This window comes from Paenibacillus sp. FSL K6-1330, assembly GCF_037976825.1.
GTDB lineage: Bacteria > Bacillota > Bacilli > Paenibacillales > Paenibacillaceae > Paenibacillus_AQ.
Genome location: NZ_CP150269.1, coordinates 4,567,870 through 4,590,307, shown reverse-complemented (window position 1 = coordinate 4,590,307; position 22,438 = coordinate 4,567,870). Strand labels below are relative to the sequence as shown.

Annotated in this window: 26 protein-coding genes and 1 riboswitch; of the genes, 22 read left to right on the top strand and 4 right to left on the bottom strand. The window is 47.8% G+C overall.

The window, feature by feature from the left end:
• Positions 1-10: 10 nt before the first annotated feature.
• Both NYE54_RS20690 and NYE54_RS20685 read right to left on the bottom strand, forming a co-directional pair.
• On the bottom strand, positions 11-328 hold the full coding sequence (locus NYE54_RS20690) for a metalloregulator ArsR/SmtB family transcription factor (protein ID WP_215154063.1): 318 nt from the start codon (positions 326-328) through the stop codon (positions 11-13).
• Positions 329-352: 24 nt separating this feature from the next.
• Positions 353-691 (bottom strand): DUF1801 domain-containing protein, encoded by a 339-nt coding sequence (locus tag NYE54_RS20685; protein ID WP_339265874.1) that lies wholly within the window; start codon positions 689-691, stop codon positions 353-355.
• 247 nt (positions 692-938) lie between these two features.
• Between NYE54_RS20685 and NYE54_RS20680 the strand changes: the two genes are divergently transcribed.
• From NYE54_RS20680 to NYE54_RS20620, 13 genes are all read left to right on the top strand, one after another.
• Positions 939-1,241, top strand: a complete 303-nt coding sequence (locus tag NYE54_RS20680) for a hypothetical protein (protein ID WP_339265873.1) — start codon at positions 939-941, stop codon at positions 1,239-1,241.
• Positions 1,242-1,474: 233 nt separating this feature from the next.
• Positions 1,475-2,683: a GTP-binding protein gene (locus NYE54_RS20675; protein WP_339265871.1), complete on the top strand. Its 1,209-nt coding sequence runs from the start codon at positions 1,475-1,477 to the stop codon at positions 2,681-2,683.
• Positions 2,684-2,832: 149 nt separating this feature from the next.
• A complete protein-coding gene (locus tag NYE54_RS20670) occupies positions 2,833-3,192 on the top strand; it encodes a hypothetical protein (protein ID WP_339265869.1) in 360 nt (119 codons plus the stop codon).
• Complete coding sequence (locus NYE54_RS20665) at positions 3,158-3,409, top strand: YolD-like family protein (protein ID WP_076321967.1); 252 nt, start codon at positions 3,158-3,160, stop codon at positions 3,407-3,409. Before NYE54_RS20670 ends, NYE54_RS20665 begins: the two co-directional genes overlap by 35 nt.
• A gap of 108 nt (positions 3,410-3,517) precedes the next feature.
• Positions 3,518-3,597: riboswitch (ZMP/ZTP riboswitch) on the top strand.
• 66 nt (positions 3,598-3,663) lie between these two features.
• Positions 3,664-4,512 (top strand): tetrahydrofolate dehydrogenase/cyclohydrolase catalytic domain-containing protein, encoded by an 849-nt coding sequence (locus NYE54_RS20660; RefSeq protein ID WP_339265867.1) that lies wholly within the window; start codon positions 3,664-3,666, stop codon positions 4,510-4,512.
• Between the two features lie 315 nt (positions 4,513-4,827).
• A complete protein-coding gene (locus NYE54_RS20655; RefSeq protein WP_339265865.1) occupies positions 4,828-5,820 on the top strand; it encodes a LacI family DNA-binding transcriptional regulator in 993 nt (330 codons plus the stop codon).
• A gap of 183 nt (positions 5,821-6,003) precedes the next feature.
• Positions 6,004-7,509, top strand: coding sequence for a sucrose-6-phosphate hydrolase (locus NYE54_RS20650; protein ID WP_339265863.1), 1,506 nt, complete (start codon positions 6,004-6,006; stop codon positions 7,507-7,509).
• Positions 7,506-8,927: a sucrose-specific PTS transporter subunit IIBC gene (locus NYE54_RS20645; protein WP_098746427.1), complete on the top strand. Its 1,422-nt coding sequence runs from the start codon at positions 7,506-7,508 to the stop codon at positions 8,925-8,927. The genes NYE54_RS20650 and NYE54_RS20645 overlap by 4 nt, the downstream gene beginning before the upstream one ends.
• 175 nt (positions 8,928-9,102) lie before the next feature.
• Positions 9,103-9,903: a Cof-type HAD-IIB family hydrolase gene (locus NYE54_RS20640; RefSeq protein WP_339265860.1), complete on the top strand. Its 801-nt coding sequence runs from the start codon at positions 9,103-9,105 to the stop codon at positions 9,901-9,903.
• Between the two features lie 271 nt (positions 9,904-10,174).
• Positions 10,175-10,537, top strand: coding sequence for a PadR family transcriptional regulator (locus NYE54_RS20635; protein WP_339265857.1), 363 nt, complete (start codon positions 10,175-10,177; stop codon positions 10,535-10,537).
• Complete coding sequence (locus tag NYE54_RS20630; RefSeq protein ID WP_339265855.1) at positions 10,524-11,540, top strand: hypothetical protein; 1,017 nt, start codon at positions 10,524-10,526, stop codon at positions 11,538-11,540. Before NYE54_RS20635 ends, NYE54_RS20630 begins: the two co-directional genes overlap by 14 nt.
• Positions 11,541-11,759: 219 nt before the next feature.
• Positions 11,760-12,239, top strand: coding sequence for a hypothetical protein (locus NYE54_RS20625; protein ID WP_339265853.1), 480 nt, complete (start codon positions 11,760-11,762; stop codon positions 12,237-12,239).
• Between the two features lie 245 nt (positions 12,240-12,484).
• Positions 12,485-13,342 (top strand): M23 family metallopeptidase, encoded by an 858-nt coding sequence (locus NYE54_RS20620; RefSeq protein WP_339265851.1) that lies wholly within the window; start codon positions 12,485-12,487, stop codon positions 13,340-13,342.
• A gap of 100 nt (positions 13,343-13,442) precedes the next feature.
• Here NYE54_RS20620 and NYE54_RS20615 read toward each other — a convergent pair whose 3' ends face one another.
• Entirely contained in the window at positions 13,443-14,486 is a 1,044-nt protein-coding gene (locus tag NYE54_RS20615; protein WP_339265849.1) for a hypothetical protein, read from the bottom strand.
• 223 nt (positions 14,487-14,709) lie between these two features.
• Here NYE54_RS20615 and NYE54_RS20610 point away from each other — a divergent pair, with 223 nt between their 5' ends.
• The 3 genes from NYE54_RS20610 to NYE54_RS20600 all read left to right on the top strand — a co-directional run bounded on the left by NYE54_RS20610 (position 14,710) and on the right by NYE54_RS20600 (position 15,966).
• Positions 14,710-14,913 (top strand): hypothetical protein, encoded by a 204-nt coding sequence (locus NYE54_RS20610; RefSeq protein ID WP_098746414.1) that lies wholly within the window; start codon positions 14,710-14,712, stop codon positions 14,911-14,913.
• 28 nt (positions 14,914-14,941) lie between these two features.
• Positions 14,942-15,217 (top strand): hypothetical protein, encoded by a 276-nt coding sequence (locus NYE54_RS20605; RefSeq protein WP_071220365.1) that lies wholly within the window; start codon positions 14,942-14,944, stop codon positions 15,215-15,217.
• Positions 15,218-15,339: 122 nt separating this feature from the next.
• On the top strand, positions 15,340-15,966 hold the full coding sequence (locus NYE54_RS20600) for a DedA family protein (protein ID WP_339265846.1): 627 nt from the start codon (positions 15,340-15,342) through the stop codon (positions 15,964-15,966).
• 18 nt (positions 15,967-15,984) lie between these two features.
• On the opposite strand, the gene NYE54_RS20595 is transcribed toward NYE54_RS20600, so the two are convergent.
• A complete protein-coding gene (locus tag NYE54_RS20595; RefSeq protein WP_339265844.1) occupies positions 15,985-16,194 on the bottom strand; it encodes a hypothetical protein in 210 nt (69 codons plus the stop codon).
• 242 nt (positions 16,195-16,436) lie between these two features.
• On the opposite strand from NYE54_RS20595, the gene NYE54_RS20590 reads away from it, so the two are divergent.
• Genes NYE54_RS20590 through mnhG form a run of 6 tightly spaced genes read left to right on the top strand, consistent with a single transcriptional unit; the run spans position 16,437 to position 22,264 of the window.
• Positions 16,437-19,295, top strand: a complete 2,859-nt coding sequence (locus tag NYE54_RS20590; RefSeq protein ID WP_339265842.1) for a Na+/H+ antiporter subunit A — start codon at positions 16,437-16,439, stop codon at positions 19,293-19,295.
• 2 nt (positions 19,296-19,297) lie between these two features.
• Positions 19,298-19,636: a Na(+)/H(+) antiporter subunit C gene (locus tag NYE54_RS20585; RefSeq protein ID WP_071220369.1), complete on the top strand. Its 339-nt coding sequence runs from the start codon at positions 19,298-19,300 to the stop codon at positions 19,634-19,636.
• Positions 19,629-21,110: a Na+/H+ antiporter subunit D gene (locus NYE54_RS20580; protein ID WP_076321949.1), complete on the top strand. Its 1,482-nt coding sequence runs from the start codon at positions 19,629-19,631 to the stop codon at positions 21,108-21,110. Before NYE54_RS20585 ends, NYE54_RS20580 begins: the two co-directional genes overlap by 8 nt.
• A gap of 5 nt (positions 21,111-21,115) precedes the next feature.
• Complete coding sequence (locus tag NYE54_RS20575; RefSeq protein WP_076321948.1) at positions 21,116-21,595, top strand: Na+/H+ antiporter subunit E; 480 nt, start codon at positions 21,116-21,118, stop codon at positions 21,593-21,595.
• Entirely contained in the window at positions 21,592-21,885 is a 294-nt protein-coding gene (locus NYE54_RS20570) for a Na(+)/H(+) antiporter subunit F1 (protein ID WP_076321947.1), read from the top strand. Before NYE54_RS20575 ends, NYE54_RS20570 begins: the two co-directional genes overlap by 4 nt.
• Positions 21,869-22,264 carry a monovalent cation/H(+) antiporter subunit G gene (mnhG, locus tag NYE54_RS20565; RefSeq protein WP_098746405.1) on the top strand — a complete coding sequence of 132 codons (396 nt, stop codon included), beginning with the start codon at positions 21,869-21,871 and terminating at the stop codon, positions 22,262-22,264. Before NYE54_RS20570 ends, mnhG begins: the two co-directional genes overlap by 17 nt.
• Positions 22,265-22,438: the final 174 nt, after the last annotated feature.

Sequence of the window (22,438 nt, the reverse complement as noted above, 5' to 3'; positions counted from 1 at the left end):
GTTGCGGCTGCTACCCTTTCTTTTGTAATTTGTCTAAATAATCCTCAAGTTGATCTAAGCGCTGTTCCCAAATACCGCGGAACGATTCCAACCATTCGTCCATCTCTTGTAGCGGTTCAGGTCGTAGTCTATATATCCGTCGATTAGCCTCTGCCTGAACTTCTACCAATCCTGCTTCATGCAATATCTTTAAATGTTTGGAAGTCTGCGGCTGCCGGATTTTAAGGCGATCAGCAACCTGACTGACAGTTAAGGGACCGTCTCGTAATAGTTCGACTATCTGCAATCGGTTAGGTTCGGCTAGTGCGTTCAAAGTTGTCTGTTTCATATGACCTTACCCCCGATCTTGTTATTACAACGAACTCGATGCTTGAACTAAAAGTTCTGCTAGCAGCTCATAGTCTGGAGTATCATCTTCTCGAATTTTAAGCCATTTTCGTTCGGGTGGACCATCGAAATTTTTGGGGACTTCTAGATTTGTTGTGTTCATGATCATAAAGGCGATTGCATCTTTTGATGGTGAAATCACAGCTGCATATTGTCCGTTCTTTAGAAAATGTGGTTTTTTGTACTGAATCTTTTCTTCTACCTCCGGAATTGCTTCATGGACCATGAGTCGAAGCTTGTTACTGACGTCTACTTGCCAAGGCAGACTAAGGTTTTCGATGAACGAAATTACTTCTTGGCTCATATCTTGCCCTCCTTATTTGTGAATATTAACCAACGATTGGTTACAATATACCATGATGAGAATATTCTTGTAAAGGAATATTCGGAAATGAATCTTGCCTTTCCTCAAAGGGTTAGTAACTGAACGTAATTTGACAATAAAGTGAGCAAAATTCGAGAGTAGTTTAACCGTATGATGAGCACCACATGACAGTTTTACCGTGATACGATGTAAGCATAGAAAAGGCGAGAATGACACGCACGGCTGCATGAACGCGACATGCAACCGTGGCGTAGATCTTCTCGCCTTGCGTTTTTCGTTATTAATTTTTAATACTACTCTTCTTCTCTCCTCATTTGATAGTGATGGTGATAGTGGTGATGGTGATGATGATGGATCATATGATGGCCTGATGGAAAACTATATGGATGAAAATGGGGGTGATGCTCATGACCGTGACCATGCCCATGACCATGCCCATGACCATGATGATAAGGCTGAGGTTCTCTTTGTTGAGTTTCTTGAAGGTTATAGTTTTGTTGATTCATCGAATTTCTCCTTTTCGTCTTGAGATAATTCATATTATGTATACAAACGATTAGTGACACTTGACCATAAGAAAATGGGCTACCAAGATAAGTTAAATGGTGAGGAAATAAACCTCCGGTACCTAAGTGCCGGAGGTTTATTTTGCTGGCCGGATCATTTTCTGCACGGAAGGATTGACAATTCGCTGAAGGAGATATAATATCATACCGTATAAATCGTAATTATTACGATTAAGGAATGGAGGAAGTTCAGTAGATGAATAACAACAATAAGATTCCAGTTACCGTACTCAGCGGTTACCTCGGATCAGGCAAAACGACCGTGCTGAATCATGTGCTTCATAATCGTGATGGATTGAAGGTAGCGGTCATTGTGAACGACATGAGCGAAGTGAATATTGATGCGGATTTGGTTCGAGGGGAAGGGAGCTTGTCCCGAACGGATGAGAAGCTGGTCGAAATGTCCAATGGCTGCATCTGCTGCACCCTCCGGGAAGACTTGGTGCAGGAAGTTCAGAAGCTGGCACAAGAAAACCGTTTTGACTATATCCTGATTGAATCGACGGGTATTAGCGAGCCCGTGCCTGTTGCGCAGACCTTTGTTTATCCAGATGAGGTATCCGGTGTACAGCTGTCCGACCTAGCACGGCTGGATTGCATGGTGACGGTTGTAGACGCGAACCGATTCTGGAAAGACTTCTCTTCGGGCCAAAGCCTGCTCGATCGGAAGGAAGCGCTGGGCGAAGAGGATACGCGGGAAGTGGTGGATCTGTTGATCGACCAGGTTGAGACGTGCGATGTGCTGCTGTTGAACAAATGTGATCTGGTAAGCGAAGACGAATTGGCCAAGGTTGAAGGCATCCTTCGTAAGCTTCAGCCAAGCGCCAAAATCATACGCACTGTAAAAGGACAAGTCGCTCCTGCAGAAATTCTGAATACCGGTTTATTCGATTTTGAGAAAGCCAGTCAGTCCCCCGGCTGGATTCAGGAGCTTCAGAAGGAAGAGCATGTACCGGAAACGGATGAATACGGCATCAGCTCTTTTGTTTATCGGAGAAGAAGACCGTTTCATCCGGAACGGCTGGCAGCATTCATGAGTTATTGGCCGGAAGAGGTCGTACGCGCGAAAGGGATCGCTTGGCTGGCAGTGCTTGAGGATGTTGCGGCAAGTCTAAGTCAAGCGGGTCCTTCGATTCAGTTCGGGCCAGCTGGATATTGGGTGGCTGCTTTAACCGAGCAGGAACAGCAGGAGCTGATTCAGAGTGAGCCGGATGTGCAGCGAAAATGGGATGCCGTCTGGGGGGATCGGATGACCGAGCTCGTGATGATCGGGATTGGGATGGAACAGTCACAAATCGAGCAGGAGCTGGACGATTGTCTGTTGAGCGATCAGGAAATGCAGCTGGATTGGTCGACGTTTAACAATCCGCTGCCCTGGATGGCCATCGAAGAGCTATCACTGTAAGGTTATATTTTTTTGATTGAAATTAATCGTAATAATTACGAATGGATAAGGAGCCACTTGAGGGCTTTATAGGTAATCTAGAATATAATCCCCTTTGCGTAGACAGTGCTGAAGAAGAGCGCTACAGTTTACTTAAGGGGATTTTTGTCATGGAAAGTTCAAAAGAAGAATACGAAAGAAGCAGGGGAATATGCGGAAATTCATCATTTAAAAACTCAATTGCAGGAAAAGTTATTACCCTGTTTAGAAAGCGCCCTTCAGAAGGACCGGATTTTAAAAAATCATTTAATGATGTGGTCAATCTATTTATCTGTCCAGAACTTATAACTATCAAGTCCAGAGCACCTGCTTTGTATTTGTTGTATAATAGGAAGAATAGGAAGAAGATTCCCAATTCATGTTTCGATGATAGCTTTATCGTATTTCAGAATGTAATGCTGACGCATGAGCAACATCAATCAGGAGGACAAGGTAATGGCAAAAGCAAAGGTTCCAAAGAGACCCACTAGAGATGAGTTTGTACTGGAAGAACTCGGAAATCAGCTTACGGAAGCTTACCAGGAGGAATCGGTTATCGTGCTGACGGTCTGGGGAAGGGAAGAGGCGGTCCGCGGGCAAATCGATCAAATGGACTCCCGAACAGGGAAGGTACATATGAAACAGAATGGTGTTATAACGAAGGTTCCTTTTATGGACATTATGGAAGTGAATTATCCGAGAGACTAATCAGAATCATGTGTGCTTCCCGTAAATGAATCAAAGAGATTGTGATTTAAAGCGGTCGGCTTCATACCCGGTAGCGCGATGTCCAAAGTCGTGGTATATTAAAAAAAGTTATCTATGTGTTACTGGCGTAGCTTGGGGTACCAAGAGGGAGCACATAGGATCATATGCCGTACGCCTGGGCAAGAGGTAAGGAGACGATGAAGTCGCCTTGCCTCTTTATGTTTTTTAATACAATGGCGAAGGAGCGGATTAGCATGAGTAAGGAACCCGTAATTTTAGATGGAAAAAAGGTATCCGACGATATCAAGGCCAAGCTGGCTGTAAAGGTACAGGAATTGAAGTTGCAGGGGGTAACGCCTTGTCTGGCAACGATTCTGGTTGGCGATGATCCTGCTTCGGCGACCTATGTGCGGATGAAGGGAAATGCTTGCGAGCGGCTTGGCATCATATCCAAGAAAGTAGTGCTGGAGACATCGACAACGACCGAGGAGCTGATTGCTGCGATTCAAGAGCTGAACGAGGATCCGAATGTCCACGGTATTCTGCTGCAGCATCCGGTACCGCATCATATCGATGAACGGGCAGCCTTTGATGCCATTGACATTAAAAAAGACGTGGATGGAGTAACCACGCTCGGTTTCTCGCAGAATGCGTTTGGTTTTGCCGATAATCCGTCTTGTACGCCTGCTGCGATTATTGCGATTATGGATTATTATGATCTGCCGATCGAAGGGAAGCATGCCGTGGTGGTCGGACGCAGTCCGATTCTGGGTAAGCCGGTATCGATGATGCTGCTTAATCGCAATGCTACCGTTACGATCTGCCACTCGAGAACGAAGAACCTTGGGGAGATTGTGTCCCAGGGAGATATCGTGGTTGCGGCCGTAGGCAAGCCTAATTTCATTCAAGGGGACTGGATCAAGCCGGGAGCCGTCGTATTGGATGCCGGCTATAATCCAGGCAATATCGGCGACTGCGATTACGATGCCTGCGCGAAGTTGGCATCCGCAATTACACCAGTACCTGCCGGTGTTGGCCCCGTTACGATTGCTACATTGCTGAAGCATACCGTCGAATCGGCTGAGCGAACCGTGCAAGGTTAACAGTAACCATGTAATAACGGGATAAGGCACGGTCCATTTGCGCGTCCCGAAAGGGGATTTGCATGGAGAATCCCCCTTTGAATCGCTTCGTTCCTCGCTAGAATCTGGAACGCAGAAAAGTATTGCCCATCAAAGGCTCGGGGTGGAGTCTGCATTTCACGGATCCCTGGACGTCATGGTATAGTTAGGAAAAAGCAAAATCGAAGGGGAGAGATTCATGCACAAACAACTCATTTCCAGTTGTGCTGCGGAGCAAGGAGCTGTGGAGGATAATCTGTTCGTTGCAGCGCCGCAAGCGGCTCCCGGGAGCACCGAATGAAGAACACGATTGCAGATATTGCCAAAAAAGCCGGAGTTGCCAAAAGCACGGTCTCCCGTTTCTTAAACGGAGGTTCTGTCAGTAATGCAACACGCCGTAAGATAGAGCTGGTCATTCAGGAAACCGGTTATATTCCGAATTCGTTCGCACAGAGCTTGAAAGCGAAAAAAACCAGCATGATCGGCACCATTGTGCCGCGTCTGGATTCATTCTCAGCATCGCAGACCGTTGCCGGCATGGATGAAGAATTAAGGAAACACGGTTATCAGCTTCTCATTATTAATGCAAGCCAGGACTTATCCAGGGAGATTGAAGCGCTGTATGATCTCGCCAGACAAAAAATATCTGGCATTATTTTATTCGCTACTCAGGTGACGGAAACGCATCTTGCCGCGATTAAAGAGATCGGCATCCCCGTCATCCTGCTCGGACAACAGCATAAGGATGTCCACAGCATGATATATAACGACTATGCCGCAGGTTATGACATGGGCCGATATGTGCTGTCCATGGGACACCGTCATATATCTTATATCGGCGTGACGGAAAAAGACGTTGCTGTCGGAGTTCAGCGGAAGGAAGGGTTTCTGAAGGCGTTAAGCGAGTATGACGAGGTTGAGGCGGTTCTCTATGAGAGTGGGTTTAAGATGTCGGATGGTGTAAAGACCGCATTGTCCATTTTTGAGTTGAACCGAACGCTGCCAACTGCAATGGTCTGCGCTACCGACAACATCGCGTTAGGCGTTATGAAAGCGGCTCATATGAAGGGCATCCAGATCCCCAACGAACTCTCCGTTACCGGATTTGGCGGATACGACGTTACCGAAGTAATTCATCCCGGATTGACAACGGTTAAATATGGATATTCCCAAGCGGGCCACCTCGCCGCTCAGCATATCATAAAGCTGGTCAACGACGAGCCTGTGGATTTCCTGACGGTCATGAATTGCGATATGATTCATCGGGAAAGCGTTGACAATCTAAATTAGGTATTTTATACTGAAAAAAACGGAACCGGTTCCAATACTGCTTTTGCTTGGTATTGGAGCTGAGTTCATTATTTTTAACCCTAAATGGAACCGGTTCCGTTATAAATGAGTTAGGCTGATGTTCACGCATAGCATGATCAGTTTGGTTTTTTTTGAGAAAGCCTATTTACAAGGAGAAGAGACATGGACAGAGAACCGAGATACCGACGCCTGGATCAGGCCTCTCCCGAAGAGATTGCCTCCTTGAAGGAGCAAGCGAAACGAAGCGAATGGAGGCAGAGGTTTCACATACAGCCCATCATGGGCTTGCTGAATGACCCCAACGGATTTTCTTATTATAACGGGGAATACCACTTGTTTTATCAATGGTTTCCTCTGGGCACGTTTCACGGCCTGAAATACTGGTACCATACCTCCTCCAAGGACTTGGTGCACTGGCAAAACAAAGGCATCGCCATTGAGCCCGGGGACTCGCATGATGCATACGGCGCCTATTCGGGAAGCGGGATCGTGAAAGACGACAAACTGTATCTGATGTATACCGGGAATACCCGGGATGAGGAATGGAACAGGCATTCTTATCAATGCATGGCCGTGATGGACCGTGTTGGCGCCATCACGAAGTTCGATAAGCCGCTGATTGACCGTGTGCCGGACGGATATACCGAGCATTTCCGTGATCCGAAGGTATGGAAAGACGAAGACCTGTTCCGGTTCGTCATCGGCGCCCAAAGGGACGATCAGACAGGAACGGCTGTCGTATATGAATCACCGGATTTGCTGGACTGGACATGCAAAGGGGAAATCCAAACCTGTCTTGAACATTTTGGCTACATGTGGGAATGCCCCGATTATTTTGAACTGGAAGGACAGGGCGTGCTGCTGTTCTCGCCGCAGGGGCTCAGTCCGCAAGACGACGAATTCCGGAACGTTTACCAATCCGGCTACATCGCGGGCAAGCCGCTGGATCGGAGGTCGCTGGAGTTTGAACACGGCTCCTTTTACGAGCTGGACAGAGGTTTTGATTTCTACGCGCCGCAGACCATGCTGGATGAGAAAGACCGGCGCATCATGGTAGGCTGGATGGGTTTGCCGGAGGTCGTCTATCCAACCGACTCGCATGGCTGGGCGCATTGTTTGACGCTTCCTCGTATACTCACTTTCCGTGAAGGGAAGCTGATTCAGAACCCCGTCCCCGAGTTGGAACTTCTTCGTGTGTCGACAGCCATGGAAGCAGCGGATACGCTTTACGGCGAAGTGAAGAGTTATGCAGGGGTTGAGGGAACCGTATTCGAGATGATATGCGAGTTCCACTCGATCGAAGCGGACGTTGTTGGCATTGAATTTCGAGCCGGCGAAACGGAGCGGACCGTCATCCGGTATGACGCCGTCAGGCAAAAGGTTACGCTGGATCGCTCATCATCGGGTGCAACGATTGTGAGTGATTACGGAACGACACGTACCTGTATGCTGCATGCCAAAGTAAACTCAATCAAATTCCATCTCTTTGTGGATATTTCTTCGGCAGAAGTGTTCGTCAATGATGGCGAAGAGGTGTTTACGAGTCGGATATTTCCAAAGCAGGACAGCCGTCATATTCGATTTTTCGCAAAAAACGGCAGCACCGGCTTGAAGGTCACGAAGTGGGATCTTGCCCAAGCCGTAAAAGATATAGAAGGGGATGAATGAACATGGCAGCGGATAATCGGAAAATTGCAAAGCAGGTAGTGGAAGCCATCGGTGGCAGGGAGAACATCGCTTCCTTTGCCCACTGTGCTACGAGACTCCGAATTATGGTTCACGATCAGAAGAAGATTGACCAGAAGAAGGTCGAGAATATCGATAAGGTCAAAGGCGCTTTTTTCAACTCCGGCCAATATCAGATTATTTTTGGGACGGGAACCGTTAATCAGATTTTTGAAGCGGTAGAATCGCTTGGGCTGGAGAGCACAAGCAAGGATGAGTTGAAATCCGAGGCGAAAAAATCAGGAAATCCGTTTCAGCGGGCGATTCGCACGTTCGGTGACGTCTTTGTACCGATTATCCCGATATTAGTCGCCACAGGTTTGTTCATGGGATTACGGGGATTATTGACGCAAGAAACCGTCCTCGCCTGGTTTGGAGCGACGCCTGATGATATCTCGCCTAATTTTCTGCTTTTCACCCAGGTACTAACGGATACGGCTTTTGCTTTCTTGCCGGCATTGGTGGCATGGTCCGCATTCCGGGTGTTCGGAGGCAGCCCCGTGCTTGGTATCGTGCTGGGTTTGATGCTGGTTAACCCGGCTCTTCCCAACGCATATAGCGTGGCGAACGGTTCGGCCGAAGCGCTCATGCTCTTCGATTTCATTCCGGTTGTCGGATATCAGGGTTCGGTCCTGCCAGCCTTCTTCATCGGACTGCTGGGCGCGAAATTCGAGAGATTTTTGAGAAAGCGTATTCCTGAAGCGATTGATTTGATCGTTACGCCATTTTTAACTCTGCTCGTTATGATCATCCTCGGTCTGTTCGCAATTGGACCCGTGTTCCACTCTCTGGAAGAGGTAGTCATGAACGTGACCACCTTCTTGCTGGAGCTGCCGTTTGGCATTGCGGGTCTTGTGATCGGTTTCTTCAACCAGATCATTGTAGTCACCGGCGTGCATCATATTTTCAACTTCCTTGAAATTCAGCTTCTTGAGAAGACGGGAAGCAATCCGTTTAATGCGATCGTGACTAGCGCCATGGCAGCGCAGGGGGCAGCTTGTCTGGCTGTCGGACTCAAGACAAGAAATAAGAAACTAAAGGCGTTATCCCTGCCATCCGCATTCTCGGCCATGCTGGGAATATCGGAACCGGCGATCTTCGGGGTCAACCTCCGTTACGTCAGACCGTTCGTTATCGCCCTGATCGGCGGTGGCGTGGGCGGTTTCATGGCTTCCCTCTTCCAGCTTGAGGCTACGGGTATGGCGATTACCGTTATACCCGGTACGCTCCTATACTTGAACAGTCAGCTTCCACTTTACATTTTGTGCAACTTAACAGCGATGGCTATAACGTTTGTACTGACTTGGTTGTTCGGATTCAATGATAAAATGCTCGATGAGGTTCGCTCGGAAGCGAAATAATTATTTTTATTTTTTCGATTTTTGATATCGTGAAAACCGCGCTCCGGCGCGGTTTTTATGCATTGTCGGGAAGCGCCGGATCCGACCTTGCTGAAATTGTGGCTTGCTCTGAAATGCTTTTCATCATTTACAATATGGTTACTGGCTAGAATATACGGAAGAGAGGCGAGTTTCATTGAATAGGAAAATCATATTTTTTGATATTGACGGGACGCTGCTGGATCATGAAAAAAAGGTTCCGGCTACAACGAAGGAGTCCATACAAGAGTTAAAGGATGCCGGGCACATCGTCGCCATAGCGACAGGGCGCGCTCCTTATCATTTTGAAGAACTGCGGGAGGAGCTCGGTATCAATTCCTATGTTTGTTTGAACGGACAGTATGTGGTTCACGAAGGCCAACCGATCTATGGAAATCCATTGGCGATAGATGCCTTGCAGCAGCTGACGGAGCAGGCCGTGGAGCTTGATCATCCGATCATCTATGCCGGCAGTGAAGCCATGAAGATGAACGTAACCGAGCATGTTCATATCGATTCCAGCTGGGGCGAGCTGAAACTTACGATCCCGGAATATGATCCCGAATATTACTTGGGCAGAGACATTTATCAGGCTATTGTATTCTGCACGGAGGAAGAGGAAGCGGCTTACGTGAACAGATTCGAAGGTCGGTTCGATTTCGTTCGATGGGGTCCTTATGGAATCGATGTGTTACCGTCGGGCGGATCCAAAGCGGAAGGGATCAAACAATTAATTCAGCTGCTGCACATCGATCTCGAGGATACTATCGCTTTTGGTGACTATCTGAATGATCTGGAGATGCTGTCACATGTAGGCCACGGTGTGGCTATGGGCAATGCGCCGGAGATCGTTAAGCAGGCGGCCAGATATATAACCCGGGATGTTGATCAAGATGGTATACAGTACGGTCTTCGTATGTTGGGTCTCCTGGGCAAGGAAGCGCAGGAGATCGTATAGTTTTTCGAAAAGCGGCAGGATTGACGCGGAACACATCGCTGGAAATGTTAAATGAGATGAGAGCAAGTAAGAAGGTTATCTTATGACCTGGGACAGTCCCGGTCGTAGGATAACCTTTTTTTACATGAAAGGGTAGGCTTTAATGTGGCCTGCTGTCTGGTTCAGGAGCCTTGCAACAAGTATTAATCGAAAAATAATTTTAAATAATTATTATTCGACTATATACATTAGTGTGTGGCATACAGTATAATAATTTCCAGGAGTTGATGATATGTCAGAGGATCAAGATATTCTGCACAGTTTGGTTCAGGAGCTTCGGCGAGGAACCATCATTCTTGGTGTCCTCAGCCAATTGTCGGAACCTCAGTATGGATATTCATTGGTGACCATACTGCAGGAGAAGGGGATCAGCGTGGAAGCGGGTACCCTGTATCCCTTGCTGCGGCGGTTGGAGAAACAAGGCTTGCTGGATAGCGAGTGGGATACGAATGAGGCTCGTCCGAGAAAATATTACATCATAAGTCAGACAGGTAAGGATATATATCGGCAGCTATATCATGAATGGAAGGATATGATGACAAGTCTGGAGGGACTTGTTGATGACAAGGGGGACTCAAGTAATGGATCTGATTAACAGGTATATTTATGCGGTGACGCAGAAGCTGCCCGAATCGCAAAGGGCCGATATTGAAAAGGAACTTCATGGACTCATCGAAGATATGCTGGAAGACAGGGGCGCTGGTGGTGAGATCGCAAGCACTGAAGCTGTAGAACAGGTGCTGCTGGAGCTCGGGCCACCCGGGGAAATGGCAGCAAGATATAGAGGGAGAGAGCGTTATCTTATTGGTCCCGGTTTGATTGACAGCTATTGGTCCGTCCTGAGGATCGTTCTGTATTCGATAGCCGTTGCTCTTGGCATTGTCTATATCATTGATTTCTTTACACGCTCGGATCCCACCGCCGAGCAGCTTCTGGAGTACTTCGTCTCATTGCTGAGTGTAGCAACACAAGCGTTCGTTTGGGTCACCGTGATTTTTGCCTATATCGAATACCGTGGTACTCGCCAAGTCCCCAAAGATGCATGGAAACCGGCCGATTTACCCGTAATACCGGATCCTGCCTCGCAGATTAAACCGATTGAGCCGGTGCTCGGCATCATATTTTCCATACTGTTCTTCGTATTATTTACGTTTTCTATTGATCTGATCGGTGTTTATCGATTAAATGAAACCCTGGTTGCTATTCCTGTATTTGAACAAGCTGCATTTGCCAAGTATCTCCCGTTGATATGGTTTCTGACAGCCTTCAGCATACTCAAAGATAGCATCAAGTTAATTACACGAAAGTGGACGCCGCAGCTTGCCGTCGTTCATGTCATGTTTAACGTGGCTTCCGTTATCGTGGCAGTCATCGTGTTCTCCGATATGGCCATCTGGAATCCGTCTTTCATGGATCAGCTCATGCAATTGGGTCTCATAACACCGGGAGATGAAGCATATGACATTGCTAAATCAATTTGGGATCGATCCAGGGATGGCCTTATTTACGTCATTGTGATTATTACCCTTATAGATACTGTATCCGTTCTAATGAAATGGTTTCGGCGTAAGGAAGGCAATGCCACTTTAACTAAGTAAGACTATGCAACAAGGAGTTATCCAATATGATGGATAGCTCCTTTTTCTGTTCAGTTAGACCATGAACGACACGCGACCCATCGGATAAGCATAGGATATGGAACGACGCAAATAATTTTTTGACAAAAATGTGAATGATATGTGTCAAAATTATGTACAATGGTGTTATAATAGGGTAAGAGTTAAATGAAAACCCTTACAGAATGAACGGAGCTGATTATGATGAAATACGCAATCCATTACTCTACGAGAATGAAAGACGTTATTTTGTTTTCCTTTGTTATTAGCATTATTCTGTTTCAAGTAGCTACCTTGACCGAATATTCTTATCCTGTCCTATTCTATATGCAGATGGCGGTGAACGTCGTTGTTGTTGCGGCACTAGCGATTGAATGGTATGCCCGATTGGTGAAACGGGAAGTGAATATTCAGGAGAATTCAGATACGATTACCATCAATGGCGTAGAAATTCATGCCGACCAGATTCGTGAGATCAAGGTTTCCGGATGCCATAAAACCACATTCCAAATCAACCTCAAGGACAAGAACATGAATCCGATGTATTGCTGCTTTAAATTTGAAGAGAAGAATTGTGAAGGGATTCGGAGTCTTACGCGTTGGGCCGAGCGGAACCAGGTTTCCATACGTAAGGTTGGACCGCAAACCCGTTCCGGTTTGGTTCTCTCGTCTAACAATTAATATGCCAATTTATATCATATAGAAGCGCCTGAACCATCGATGAATGGGTTCAGGCGCTTCTTTGTTTTGGTTAGAGATGTATGCAATGATCGTTTGTTTTGTTATCCCGGCGTATTCGTCATGGACCCTATGCACCTAAGGGAGCTGAAAGTTTAACCAATGTTAAGTTTTTGTTTCGATGCAGGTTAATTTCGTAAGATATACTATGGATAATATTGGGTTGCCATACATGAGGAGGTTTGAATATGGTAGAAGTTTCGAGATTCTTGTTAAATGGGGAATACCGCAAGCTGTACGAGCTGTTTGGAGAGGATTTACGTTTACTCGTAACGGTCGAACAATTTGAAGCGATGGCAGAGGAATACACAGCAGGCGTAAACGCGTTCCATATCACGATGGACGACACGCTCAACAGGATCCGAATGATAAACTGGCTGGATGATAGCGGGCAAAAAGGCATTCAAGCGATGATCGATGAAAAGGGGACGATTGGAGGGCTTATGTTATCGCCTATTGAGAGATTTCCTGAATCGGATGCCAAGCAAACAGACTCAGTTTTCCGACTTCCTTTTAACGGAAAATGGTATGTGTTCTGGGGCGGCGAGAATGTTGTGGATAATTACCATTACGTAGAGGAAAGCCAGCGGTACGCCATAGACGTCATAAAGACTGAGAACGCGATGTCTTATAAAGGAGATCCCGACAAGAATGAGAGTTACTTTGCGTTTGGGGAAGAGATTCTTGCTGGTGCCCGTGGGAAGGTGCTGGGTACCGAGAATAACATCATAGACAATGAGCCAGTGGGTATAACAAACGAAACTGAACCCGTCGGTAACTATGTCATCATCGATCATGGAACTTCAGAATATAGTCTATATGCACATTTAAAGAAGGGGTCGGTATGCGTGAAGGAAGGCGCTGAGGTCGAAGCAGGCGATCTGATAGGTCGATGCGGCAATTCCGGTAACTCAACCGAAGCTCATTTGCATTTTCAAGTGTCGGATCATCCGGATTTGTTTGGGGTAAATACGAAGTCTCTTAACATCAACTGGCTTGGCGGTATCAAGGTAAGACGAGGCCGAGTTGTATATGGCGGGGGTTGAACATTAGATCAAACAAAAAGCATGGGCCTGAAATCTCAGCCCATGCTTTTTGTTCTATTCATTAATAAGTAGGCGCTCATGTTCATGTTAAGTTTGCAACTTAGCTGCTGCAGCCGCCGCCACAGCCACTCCCGCAAGAGGACCCGCTGCTGCAGGATGAACCGCTGCTGCAAGAGGAGCCCGATCCATCGCCTGATGACCCATCGCCCGAATCCGATCCGCCAGACCCACATGCCGAAGCGTAGGTGCAGGAGGAGCTGCTGCTGTTTTTGTGAAGCTCGCGTTCATCAGGGATCATGTGGTCACCAAATTGTTCCGGTGCGTTCCAGGCAAAATAGACGGCCGCAGCCAGGAGCACATCGCTATTCCGGAAATCGACCAGCTTCTCATGACGCGCCGGCTCCTCCTGGGCAGTTCGAACCCGATCTTGCAGATCCAGAATGATTGCATCGATGGCCGTATGCGCTGCAGGCATCTTCTCGTAGGTCCAGGCATTAAAGCGCTTCTGGCCATGATTCACGGTGAAATGGCGGGAAGTGTAGACCTCCAGCTCTTCGCGCGGCAGCGGGACGCGAAAGAAAGCTCCCCATAGCTTGGCGCTGTATTCATGCCAACCGAATAATTGTACATATACCGTATCAAACCACGCACGTTCATTCGGAATAGGCACATGCTCGCTTCCGGTATTTGGAGCGTGGTGAAGCATTTTTCCAAGAAAGCGTTCCGAGAATTGTTGGTACTCGTATGTATACATCAACATTTCATGCCATACTTCATCCACGTCTTTGCTGAACATGGGGACACGATCCAGCACGGCGCACATGATGAAGAACCGTTTAAGCTCCTGCCATCTCCATTCATACTCCTGTTCAGACAGATTCGGATGCTCACTCATTACTCGTTGCTTCAGCATGCTCTGATAGGTGTAGGGCAGTGCAGCCTCCAATTTGCCGACAAGCTCACTCGCCGGGCTTCCTGCCTTGACGATCGGCGGCAGTTCAGGTATTTTCCCGCGTCGAAGCTTATTGCCATTAGGGAGTGACTGGCTGCTGTGTTTGCGCAACGAGCGTTTCACGAAAAAAGAAATAATCCATACATCCACCACAACGAATAGAATAATCAGTATCCAGGTTGTTGAATTCATACCTTGTTCCCCCTGTCTTTTTTGTGTTTGGAGGTGGGCTTATTCATTCTCTCCTGAGTAAATTATTGCAAATGTAACGAGGGTTGGCAATTGAAATTGAAAATCGATTATAACTTGAATATGAGGGCTTCTTTATGATACATTCCGTGTGTATCTAACGTTTTTTGATCATGCAGCTGTGATCTTGATGGGTGGCAATTACGTTTACTTTAGGAGCATACATATGTTAACAGGTTGGAAACTATCCGTAATAGGTATTATTATTGTAGGCATTACCGGCATCGTTGCGTCTATTACCGGTCTGATCGAGCCTGGCCGGGCGATTGCGCTCTTCGTTGTATTCGTACTATTTATCGGGGCGCTGGAGCTGCTGGAACGAATCAGGAGCCGAAGAAAGAAGAAGGGGGAAGTGCAATCTTCCAAATAAAAATGTAAAGACAGCAAGGAGGGAGCTTGTGAATTGGGTAGCCGTGCAGCCGTACTACAAAATCAACCGAGTCGTGGATGGTATCGAACAACGAACGGAAGAGCAGGGGCGGGAGATGTTCCTGTACGAGGATCGCATCGTAACGAAATACCGGGAGTTCCCCATCAAGCAGGTCTTTGACCTGTCGTATCGGCCGATGGGAGACGGCGGTGGTTTCTTATACTTGCACACCCAGCAAGGAGTGTATTCGTACACGGTGAAGGATGATCCGGGTTCGTTTATATCGGCATTTAAAAATCTCTAATGGCATGATCCATAATAAAACTGGTCTCAGGTCCAGTTCATATCCTCGCCTGCAGCACGTTTGCGAAAACTACGTTGTCATATAAGCTGATACTATTCTAGGGACGGATTAGGGGGGCAGGGGTGGATACGCTATTCAATTTTATAGAACAGATCGGGCACTACGCATTATTCGTCGTATTGTGCCTTGGATTGGTCGGTCTTCCTGTGCCTAATGAAGTCGTGGCAATGACAGGCGGAGCGTTAGCGGCATCCGAGATTTTAACGCCGTTTCCGTCTTTTATCATGACGTTTCTTGGTGTGTGCTCGGGATCGACGGTAGGTTACATGCTTAGTCGCTTTACCGCGAGCAAGCTGTTAAACCGCGCCCAGGAAAAGTCGAAAATCCGCCAGTTTCTTGATGTATCCGAACGGTTGACCCGCCAATACGGCAATTACGCCATATGCATTAGCGCTTTTTTGCCCATCTTGCGCAACGTGACGCCCTATGCGGTAGGAATGAAAGGGATGCCGTATCGCAGATTTGCGATGTATTCGTATTCCGCGTCCTTTGTATGGACCATCGGTTATTTCTCTTTAGGCATGTTTGTCGGAGATCAGGTCGTCGATCATATTGGAGCCTTGATTAACCGGTACGGTTATTATGCAGCAGGAATCGTCGTGGTGCTGGCCATCATTCTGATCATTTCGTGGGTGATTCGAAGAAATAAACGAAACAAGGAGAATAATGAAATTCAGTTTCACGGATAAATGCCGCATGCCTGTGAATTAAGGCTCATCCGGCAGGGGCTCGGGTGATGTTCGAATGATTTTTACGTATTCTCGGGGTAAGAACCAAGGGGTTTCTTGAGTTTGATAAACCCTGGTTGACGTGTTTTCCTGCTGATAACTGGGATGTGTACGAGTATTTGTTACGATGGCGGCTGCTAAAATAGCGAGAAAGATGAAAGCGCAAACAACCGCTTTTTTGATCAACATGGGAACCACTCCTTTATATACAGTGATTTCCTGATTGTCCCTTTTTCATTCCAACATACCCTTTGACAAAGTTTTGATCTCAAGATATACTGTTTTTCAGTGTGATTCGAAAAAATACCATATGGTTTTACCTGGAGGAGCCTGCCAACAGCGGGCTCTTTTTGTGTTTTTTTGGACTTATGCCTAAATAATGGGGAAATACTACTAATGAAGGAAAAATCGGACTATAGGAGGAGTAGACTTTGTCTTTGCTGCACATCGCCGTTATGGCACCTTTTATCGTAGCGCTTGTGGTTATGTTGACTTACAAGCTCATCGGCCGTGTTCACACCGGATGGGTGATTTTGCCGGTACCGGTTGTCCTGTTCGCCTATTTCTTGGGACTTATCCCAACCATTCAGGGAGGTGAACAGCTTCAAGCTGTCCTGGAATGGATTCCAAGCGTGGGAATAAACTTTACCGTTTATTTGGATGGATTAAGTTTAATTTTTGCACTATTAATATCTGGTATTGGTTCACTCGTTGTACTGTACTCCATCTTCTACATGGACAAGAACAAGGAAGCCGTTCATAGATTTTACATCTATCTGCTTCTGTTCATGGGCGCCATGCTTGGTGTTGTGCTCTCCGATAACCTGATGGTGCTGTACGGCTTCTGGGAACTGACAAGTATCTCGTCATTCCTGCTGATTGCATTCTGGCATCATCGCGACCGCTCCAGATACGGAGCTTTAAAATCCATGCTGATTACCGTGTTCGGCGGACTTGCCATGTTTGCAGGGTTTATTCTCCTTTTTATCATGACAGGCACCTTTAGCGTGCGGGAGATTGTAGCGAATGTGGGGAGCATTACGGGAGACGCGCTGTTTATTCCGGCCATGATTCTGATCCTGCTGGGAGCATTCACCAAATCCGCGCAGTTCCCGTTCCATATTTGGCTGCCGGATGCGATGGAAGCACCGACTCCAGTTAGTGCTTATCTGCACTCCGCTACGATGGTCAAGGCCGGAATCTATCTGGTGGCCCGTTTTAGCCCGGTGTTTGCCGGGCAAGCTTCCTGGTTCTGGATCATAGCGATTACGGGCTTGACCACGCTGATATACGCTTCGATCCGTGCGATCAAGCAGACGGATCTAAAAGCACTGCTGGCATTCTCCACCATCAGCCAATTGGGGCTGATTATGAGCTTGCTCGGTCTTGGCTCTGCCGCAGCTTATTATGGAGGCGGTGTGGACACGCTGCTCTATACGAAAGCAACGACAGCCGCCATCTTTCATTTGATGAACCATGCGATATTTAAGGGCGCTTTGTTTATGGTTGTCGGTATCGTCGATCATGAGACGGGCACCCGCGATCTGCGGAAACTCGGAGGTCTGATGTCGCTCATGCCAATCACGTTCACCGTGGCCGTCATTGGTGCATTTTCCATGGCCGGTCTGCCTCCGTTTAACGGATTCCTGAGTAAAGAAATGTTCTTTACGGCGGTCCTTCAAGCGCCTCACATGAATTTCTGGAATGCCGAGACCTGGGGTGTGCTGATACCGGTCGTTGCCTGGATCGCAAGCGTGTTTACGTTCCTGTACAGCATGATCCTGGTCTTCAAAACCTTCACCGGACGCTTCCAGCCTGAAAAACTGGAGAAGAAGCCGCATGAAGCACCGCTCGGGATGCTGATTCCCCCGGTTATTCTGGCATCGCTGGCCATCGTGTTCGGGCTGTTTCCGAACCTGCTGTCTCATGCACTCATTGAACCGGCGATGGCCGCCATTCATCCGGGGCTGCTCGTGGCAGAGGATCGTTTCCACGTGCATATCGAGATGTGGCATGGGTGGACAACGGAAATTTTCATGACCATCGGAATCATTGTTCTCGGTACCGTTCTGTATAAGCTTCACGGCAGAGCGCGTATCTTGAATACAACGCTTTTCAAGCGATTCACATTGAACAATTTGTATGACGGGGGATTGCGAGTCCTCGAAAGAGGCGGCAAATCGCTGACCTCCACTTATATGACAGGTTCACTCCGTCACTACGTGATCTATATCCTTGTATTTTTCATAGCCATTCTTGGCGGGGGGCTCCTGTTGGTCGATCATATTGGATTTGATATGACGGACTACGCACCGATGTCCTTCTATGAGGCCGTTGCCATACTCGGTCTGGTCATCCCGGTCGTTGTGCTTCCGTTCGTACGAACACGATTGATGGCGATTATATTAACCGGTGCTGCCGGCTATATGGTGACCTTGTTCTTCGTTCTGTTCCGGGCTCCGGATTTGGCGCTGACCCAGATGGTTGTCGAGACGGTTTCGGTCATGCTGTTCCTGCTCTGTTTCTATCATCTTCCGAAGCTGAAGCGGGAGAAGGTACCGATGAGCCTGAAGTGGAGAAATTTGCTCATTTCGGTAGGCGTCGGTGCTGTCGTGACCTTGATCGCATTGGCTGCGAGCAGTGGCAGGACCTTTGACTCCATTGCGGATTACTTCATTAAAGAGAGCTACCATTTGGCCGGCGGTAAAAATATCGTCAACGTCATTCTGGTGGACTTCCGTGGATTTGATACCTTGCTTGAAATTACAGTTCTCGGCATAGCATCCCTTGGGATTTATGCCTTGATTAAAATCGATTTGGGTGAAGGCATTTTGGGCGAACGGGATCGTTATGAAGGGGCATATCTCCCTAACAGTAATGATGTCATTCTGCGCACCATATCCAAGGTGGTTATCTTTATCGTCGTAACCTTCTCATGGTTCCTGTTCAACTCGGGACACCATGAGCCGGGCGGAGGATTTATCGGGGGGCTGATGACTTCAGCCGCACTGGTTCTGTTGTCGATGGCTTTCGGCATGGACATGACCAGGAAGATCGTACCTTTCGAATTTCGAAAGGTTACGGCTACCGGACTTGCGATTGCACTCCTTACAGGGATCGGCTCCTTTGCTTTTGACGCACCGTTCTTAAGTCATTCCTTCGGTTACTTCAACCTGCCGTTGCTCGGGGAAACCGAGCTGGCTACTGCGGTTCTCTTCGACCTCGGCGTCTATTTAGCCGTCGTTGGCGTGACGATGACCATCATCAATTCGATTGGGAGGGATAACTGACCATGGAACTTTATATGTCGCTTGCCATCGGAATTATTTTTGCGGTTGGGATATACCAGATTTTATCCAAAAGCTTGCTGCGGATTATTCTCGGTACTTCACTGTTGACCCATGGCGTTCATCTGCTGCTGCTCACCATGTCGCGGCTGAAGACCGGTGCTGCTCCGCTGCTTGGCGAGAAGGCTTCATCCTACGTTGACCCTGTTCCGCAAGCGTTGATTCTGACATCCATTGTCATCAGCTTTGGCGTCACATCGTTCTTCTTCGTACTGGCGTATAAAGCATATCAACGCTTGGGTACGGACAACATGGAGGAGCTAAGGGGGATGGATGATGAATAATGTAATTGTTCTTCCTCTCCTTATTCCGCTGGTTACAGCTGTTATTCTTATTTTCTGCTCCAAATATGTTCGTGTTCAGCGTTGGATCAGTGCGGTTAGTATCGCAGTAAACCTGCTTGTGGCGTTGTTCATTGTAAGTCAGGTAAACAATGAGGGCATCCAGACGCTTCACATGGGTGGATGGCAGCCGCCGTATGGAATCGTATTTGTAGCCGACATGCTTGCGGCACTGCTGGTGCTTACGACGTTGATTGTCGCGGCTGCCTGTCTGTTCTATTCTTTCCGGAGCATCGGGGAAGAGAGAGAGAAGCATTACTTCTATGCTTTTTTTCAATTTTTGCTGGCTGGCGTGATCGGATCGTTCCTAACAGGGGATTTGTTTAACCTGTTTGTCTGTTTTGAGGTTATGCTGATCGCTTCCTACGCCTTGATCGTGCTGGGCGGCACCAAGCGCCAGCTGAGGGAAACCTTAAAGTACATGCTGATTAATATTATTTCATCCACCTTGTTTGTTGCAGCTGTCGCTTATTTATATGGCACAGTCGGAACGCTGAATATGGCGCATCTGTCTCTGCGAGTGGCCGAAGTTCAGCAGGATGGAATCTTGTCGGTCATCGGCCTTCTGTTCCTGATTGTATTTGCCTTGAAGGCGGGTTTGTTCCTGTTCTTCTGGCTGCCCGGTTCCTACAGCGCACCTCCGGCGGCAGTTACGGCTTTGTTCGGCGCGCTGCTCACGAAGGTTGGGTTATATGCGATTATCCGTACCTTTACGTTGATCTTCTATCACGATACCGGCGGCATCCACGCCGTCATCGGCTGGATGGCTGCGGCAACGATGATTCTGGGCAGTTTGGGCGCGGTTGCGTATAAGGATCTTGGACGAATCCTGAACTATAACATTATTATTAGCGTTGGCTTTATCGCCTTCGGCATAGCGACGGCATCTTCTGACTCCTTGAACGGAGCCGTATTCTACTTGATGCATGACATGATAGCAAAGGCGCTGCTCTTTATTCTGGGCGGTATCATCATCGCCAGTGCAGGCGCGAACAAGCTGAGCGATATGGGCGGGCTGATGAAGCGCCATCCTTTGGTGGGATGGATGTTCTTTATCGTTGCACTGGCTCTGGTCGGCATCCCGCCCCTTAGCGGCTTTCTCGGCAAAGTCCTCATCGTTCGCGGCGGATTGAGCGGAGGCCATTATGTGCTTACGGGACTGGCATTGGCATCAAGTTTGGCGGTATTGTATTCCTTGATCAAAGTGTTTATGGGGGCATTCTGGGGCGAATCACCTCGACTCCAAGAATCAAAACCGGTCAGAATTCACAAGACAGCTTATGCGGCAGCTATTGGGCTAACGGTTATGGTGATTGTCCTTGGGGTGGGTTCGGAGTGGATATACTCCTACACCTCTCAAGCAGGCGCCGTATTATCCGATCCATCACTATATATTAATGCTGTATTAAAGGAGTAGTGGATATGGGCCATCAAATTCTGTTAAATATCATCATTGCCGTTGTCTGGATGTTCCTGAACAATAATTGGTCCCCCCAGCAATTGATCATCGGCTATCTGATCGGAATCTTGCTGATTTATCTGTTGCGACGCTTCTGGCCGAACGATTTCTATTTGCGCAAGCTGTGGTCCATCATGCTGCTGCTGCTCTTGTTCCTAAGGGAGCTGTTAAAATCGAGCATCACGGTAATTGGACAGATCCTAAGACCGAAGCTGAATGTTCGTCCAGGCATCTTCGCCTACTCAACCGAGCTGAAATCCGACTGGGAGATTACGGTGTTATCGTGCCTGATCTGCTTGACGCCAGGAACGCTTACCCTGGAAGTGTCTCGCGATGGTCAGACGCTATATATTCATGCGATGGATATTGAAGATGTCGAAGAGCTGTCGAATCAGATCCGCGATACTTTCGAACGCGCGATCAAGGAGGTGACCCGCACATGATTCATAGCATCCTGATTGCCTCTCTGGTGATTTTGTCGCTGGCTATACTGGGCTGCTTGTACCGATTAATCAAGGGACCTTCAATGAACGACCGGATCATGTCGCTGGATACGATTGGAATTATACTGTTGTCCATGATCGCTGTTCTGTGCATGCTATTCCGGACAACTGTCTATTTCGATATCATTCTGCTGATCGGGATACTGACGTTTATCGGAACAACTGCGCTTGCCAGATATATCGAGAGGGGTGATGTCATTGAACGCACAAACGATGAGTCAGATCGGTGAGTTTCTGATCGCGCTGATGGTGCTGCTCGGAGCTTTACTTGGTGCCTTGAGTGCATTTGGCCTTATTCGTCTGCCGGATGTTTATATGAGGTCTCATGCAGCAACGAAAAGTGCTACGCTAGGCGTCCTCTTGATTCTTGCAGGTGCATTTCTGTATTTCACCTTCTACCTGGAGCATGTCAGTGCAAAACTGCTGCTGGGAATTGTATTCGTATTTATTACGGGGCCGGTAGCGGGTCACTTGAATGGGAGGGCGGCGTATCGATCAGGCGTATCCATGTGGGAGAACAGCGTCCACGATGACCTCAAGCCTGAACTCAAGCGCGAACGTGAACGGATGCGCGCTTCCCAGAAAGGGGAGCGCTCCGAGAAGGGATGACCGAACAGGGAGTCCCACACTGACATATTGACGAATGACAAGATGGGCTTTCCATGAACTTGGGAGGCCCATTTTTTTGTTAAAACTTGGTCAGTGGGCATCACCATATGGTAGAATTGACCAAAACATATTCGAAAAGCTTGGCAATGAACGTTAGCTGTAACACTTCCAGCA

Bases quoted from the DNA above. Each gene is read 5' to 3' on its own strand.
- NYE54_RS20690 (WP_215154063.1), bottom strand. From the start codon at position 328: ATGAAACAGACAACTTTGAACGCACTAGCCGAACCTAACCGATTGCAG.
- NYE54_RS20685 (WP_339265874.1), bottom strand. From the start codon at position 691: ATGAGCCAAGAAGTAATTTCGTTCATCGAAAACCTTAGTCTGCCTTGG.
- NYE54_RS20680 (WP_339265873.1), top strand. From the start codon at position 939: ATGAACGCGACATGCAACCGTGGCGTAGATCTTCTCGCCTTGCGTTTT.
- NYE54_RS20675 (WP_339265871.1), top strand. From the start codon at position 1,475: ATGAATAACAACAATAAGATTCCAGTTACCGTACTCAGCGGTTACCTC.
- NYE54_RS20670 (WP_339265869.1), top strand. From the start codon at position 2,833: ATGGAAAGTTCAAAAGAAGAATACGAAAGAAGCAGGGGAATATGCGGA.
- NYE54_RS20665 (WP_076321967.1), top strand. From the start codon at position 3,158: ATGGCAAAAGCAAAGGTTCCAAAGAGACCCACTAGAGATGAGTTTGTA.
- NYE54_RS20660 (WP_339265867.1), top strand. From the start codon at position 3,664: ATGAGTAAGGAACCCGTAATTTTAGATGGAAAAAAGGTATCCGACGAT.
- NYE54_RS20655 (WP_339265865.1), top strand. From the start codon at position 4,828: ATGAAGAACACGATTGCAGATATTGCCAAAAAAGCCGGAGTTGCCAAA.
- NYE54_RS20650 (WP_339265863.1), top strand. From the start codon at position 6,004: ATGGACAGAGAACCGAGATACCGACGCCTGGATCAGGCCTCTCCCGAA.
- NYE54_RS20645 (WP_098746427.1), top strand. From the start codon at position 7,506: ATGAACATGGCAGCGGATAATCGGAAAATTGCAAAGCAGGTAGTGGAA.
- NYE54_RS20635 (WP_339265857.1), top strand. From the start codon at position 10,175: ATGTCAGAGGATCAAGATATTCTGCACAGTTTGGTTCAGGAGCTTCGG.
- NYE54_RS20630 (WP_339265855.1), top strand. From the start codon at position 10,524: ATGGATCTGATTAACAGGTATATTTATGCGGTGACGCAGAAGCTGCCC.
- NYE54_RS20625 (WP_339265853.1), top strand. From the start codon at position 11,760: ATGATGAAATACGCAATCCATTACTCTACGAGAATGAAAGACGTTATT.
- NYE54_RS20620 (WP_339265851.1), top strand. From the start codon at position 12,485: ATGGTAGAAGTTTCGAGATTCTTGTTAAATGGGGAATACCGCAAGCTG.
- NYE54_RS20615 (WP_339265849.1), bottom strand. From the start codon at position 14,486: ATGAATTCAACAACCTGGATACTGATTATTCTATTCGTTGTGGTGGAT.
- NYE54_RS20610 (WP_098746414.1), top strand. From the start codon at position 14,710: ATGTTAACAGGTTGGAAACTATCCGTAATAGGTATTATTATTGTAGGC.
- NYE54_RS20595 (WP_339265844.1), bottom strand. From the start codon at position 16,194: ATGTTGATCAAAAAAGCGGTTGTTTGCGCTTTCATCTTTCTCGCTATT.
- NYE54_RS20585 (WP_071220369.1), top strand. From the start codon at position 19,298: ATGGAACTTTATATGTCGCTTGCCATCGGAATTATTTTTGCGGTTGGG.
- NYE54_RS20580 (WP_076321949.1), top strand. From the start codon at position 19,629: ATGAATAATGTAATTGTTCTTCCTCTCCTTATTCCGCTGGTTACAGCT.
- NYE54_RS20575 (WP_076321948.1), top strand. From the start codon at position 21,116: ATGGGCCATCAAATTCTGTTAAATATCATCATTGCCGTTGTCTGGATG.
- NYE54_RS20570 (WP_076321947.1), top strand. From the start codon at position 21,592: ATGATTCATAGCATCCTGATTGCCTCTCTGGTGATTTTGTCGCTGGCT.
- mnhG (WP_098746405.1), top strand. From the start codon at position 21,869: ATGAGTCAGATCGGTGAGTTTCTGATCGCGCTGATGGTGCTGCTCGGA.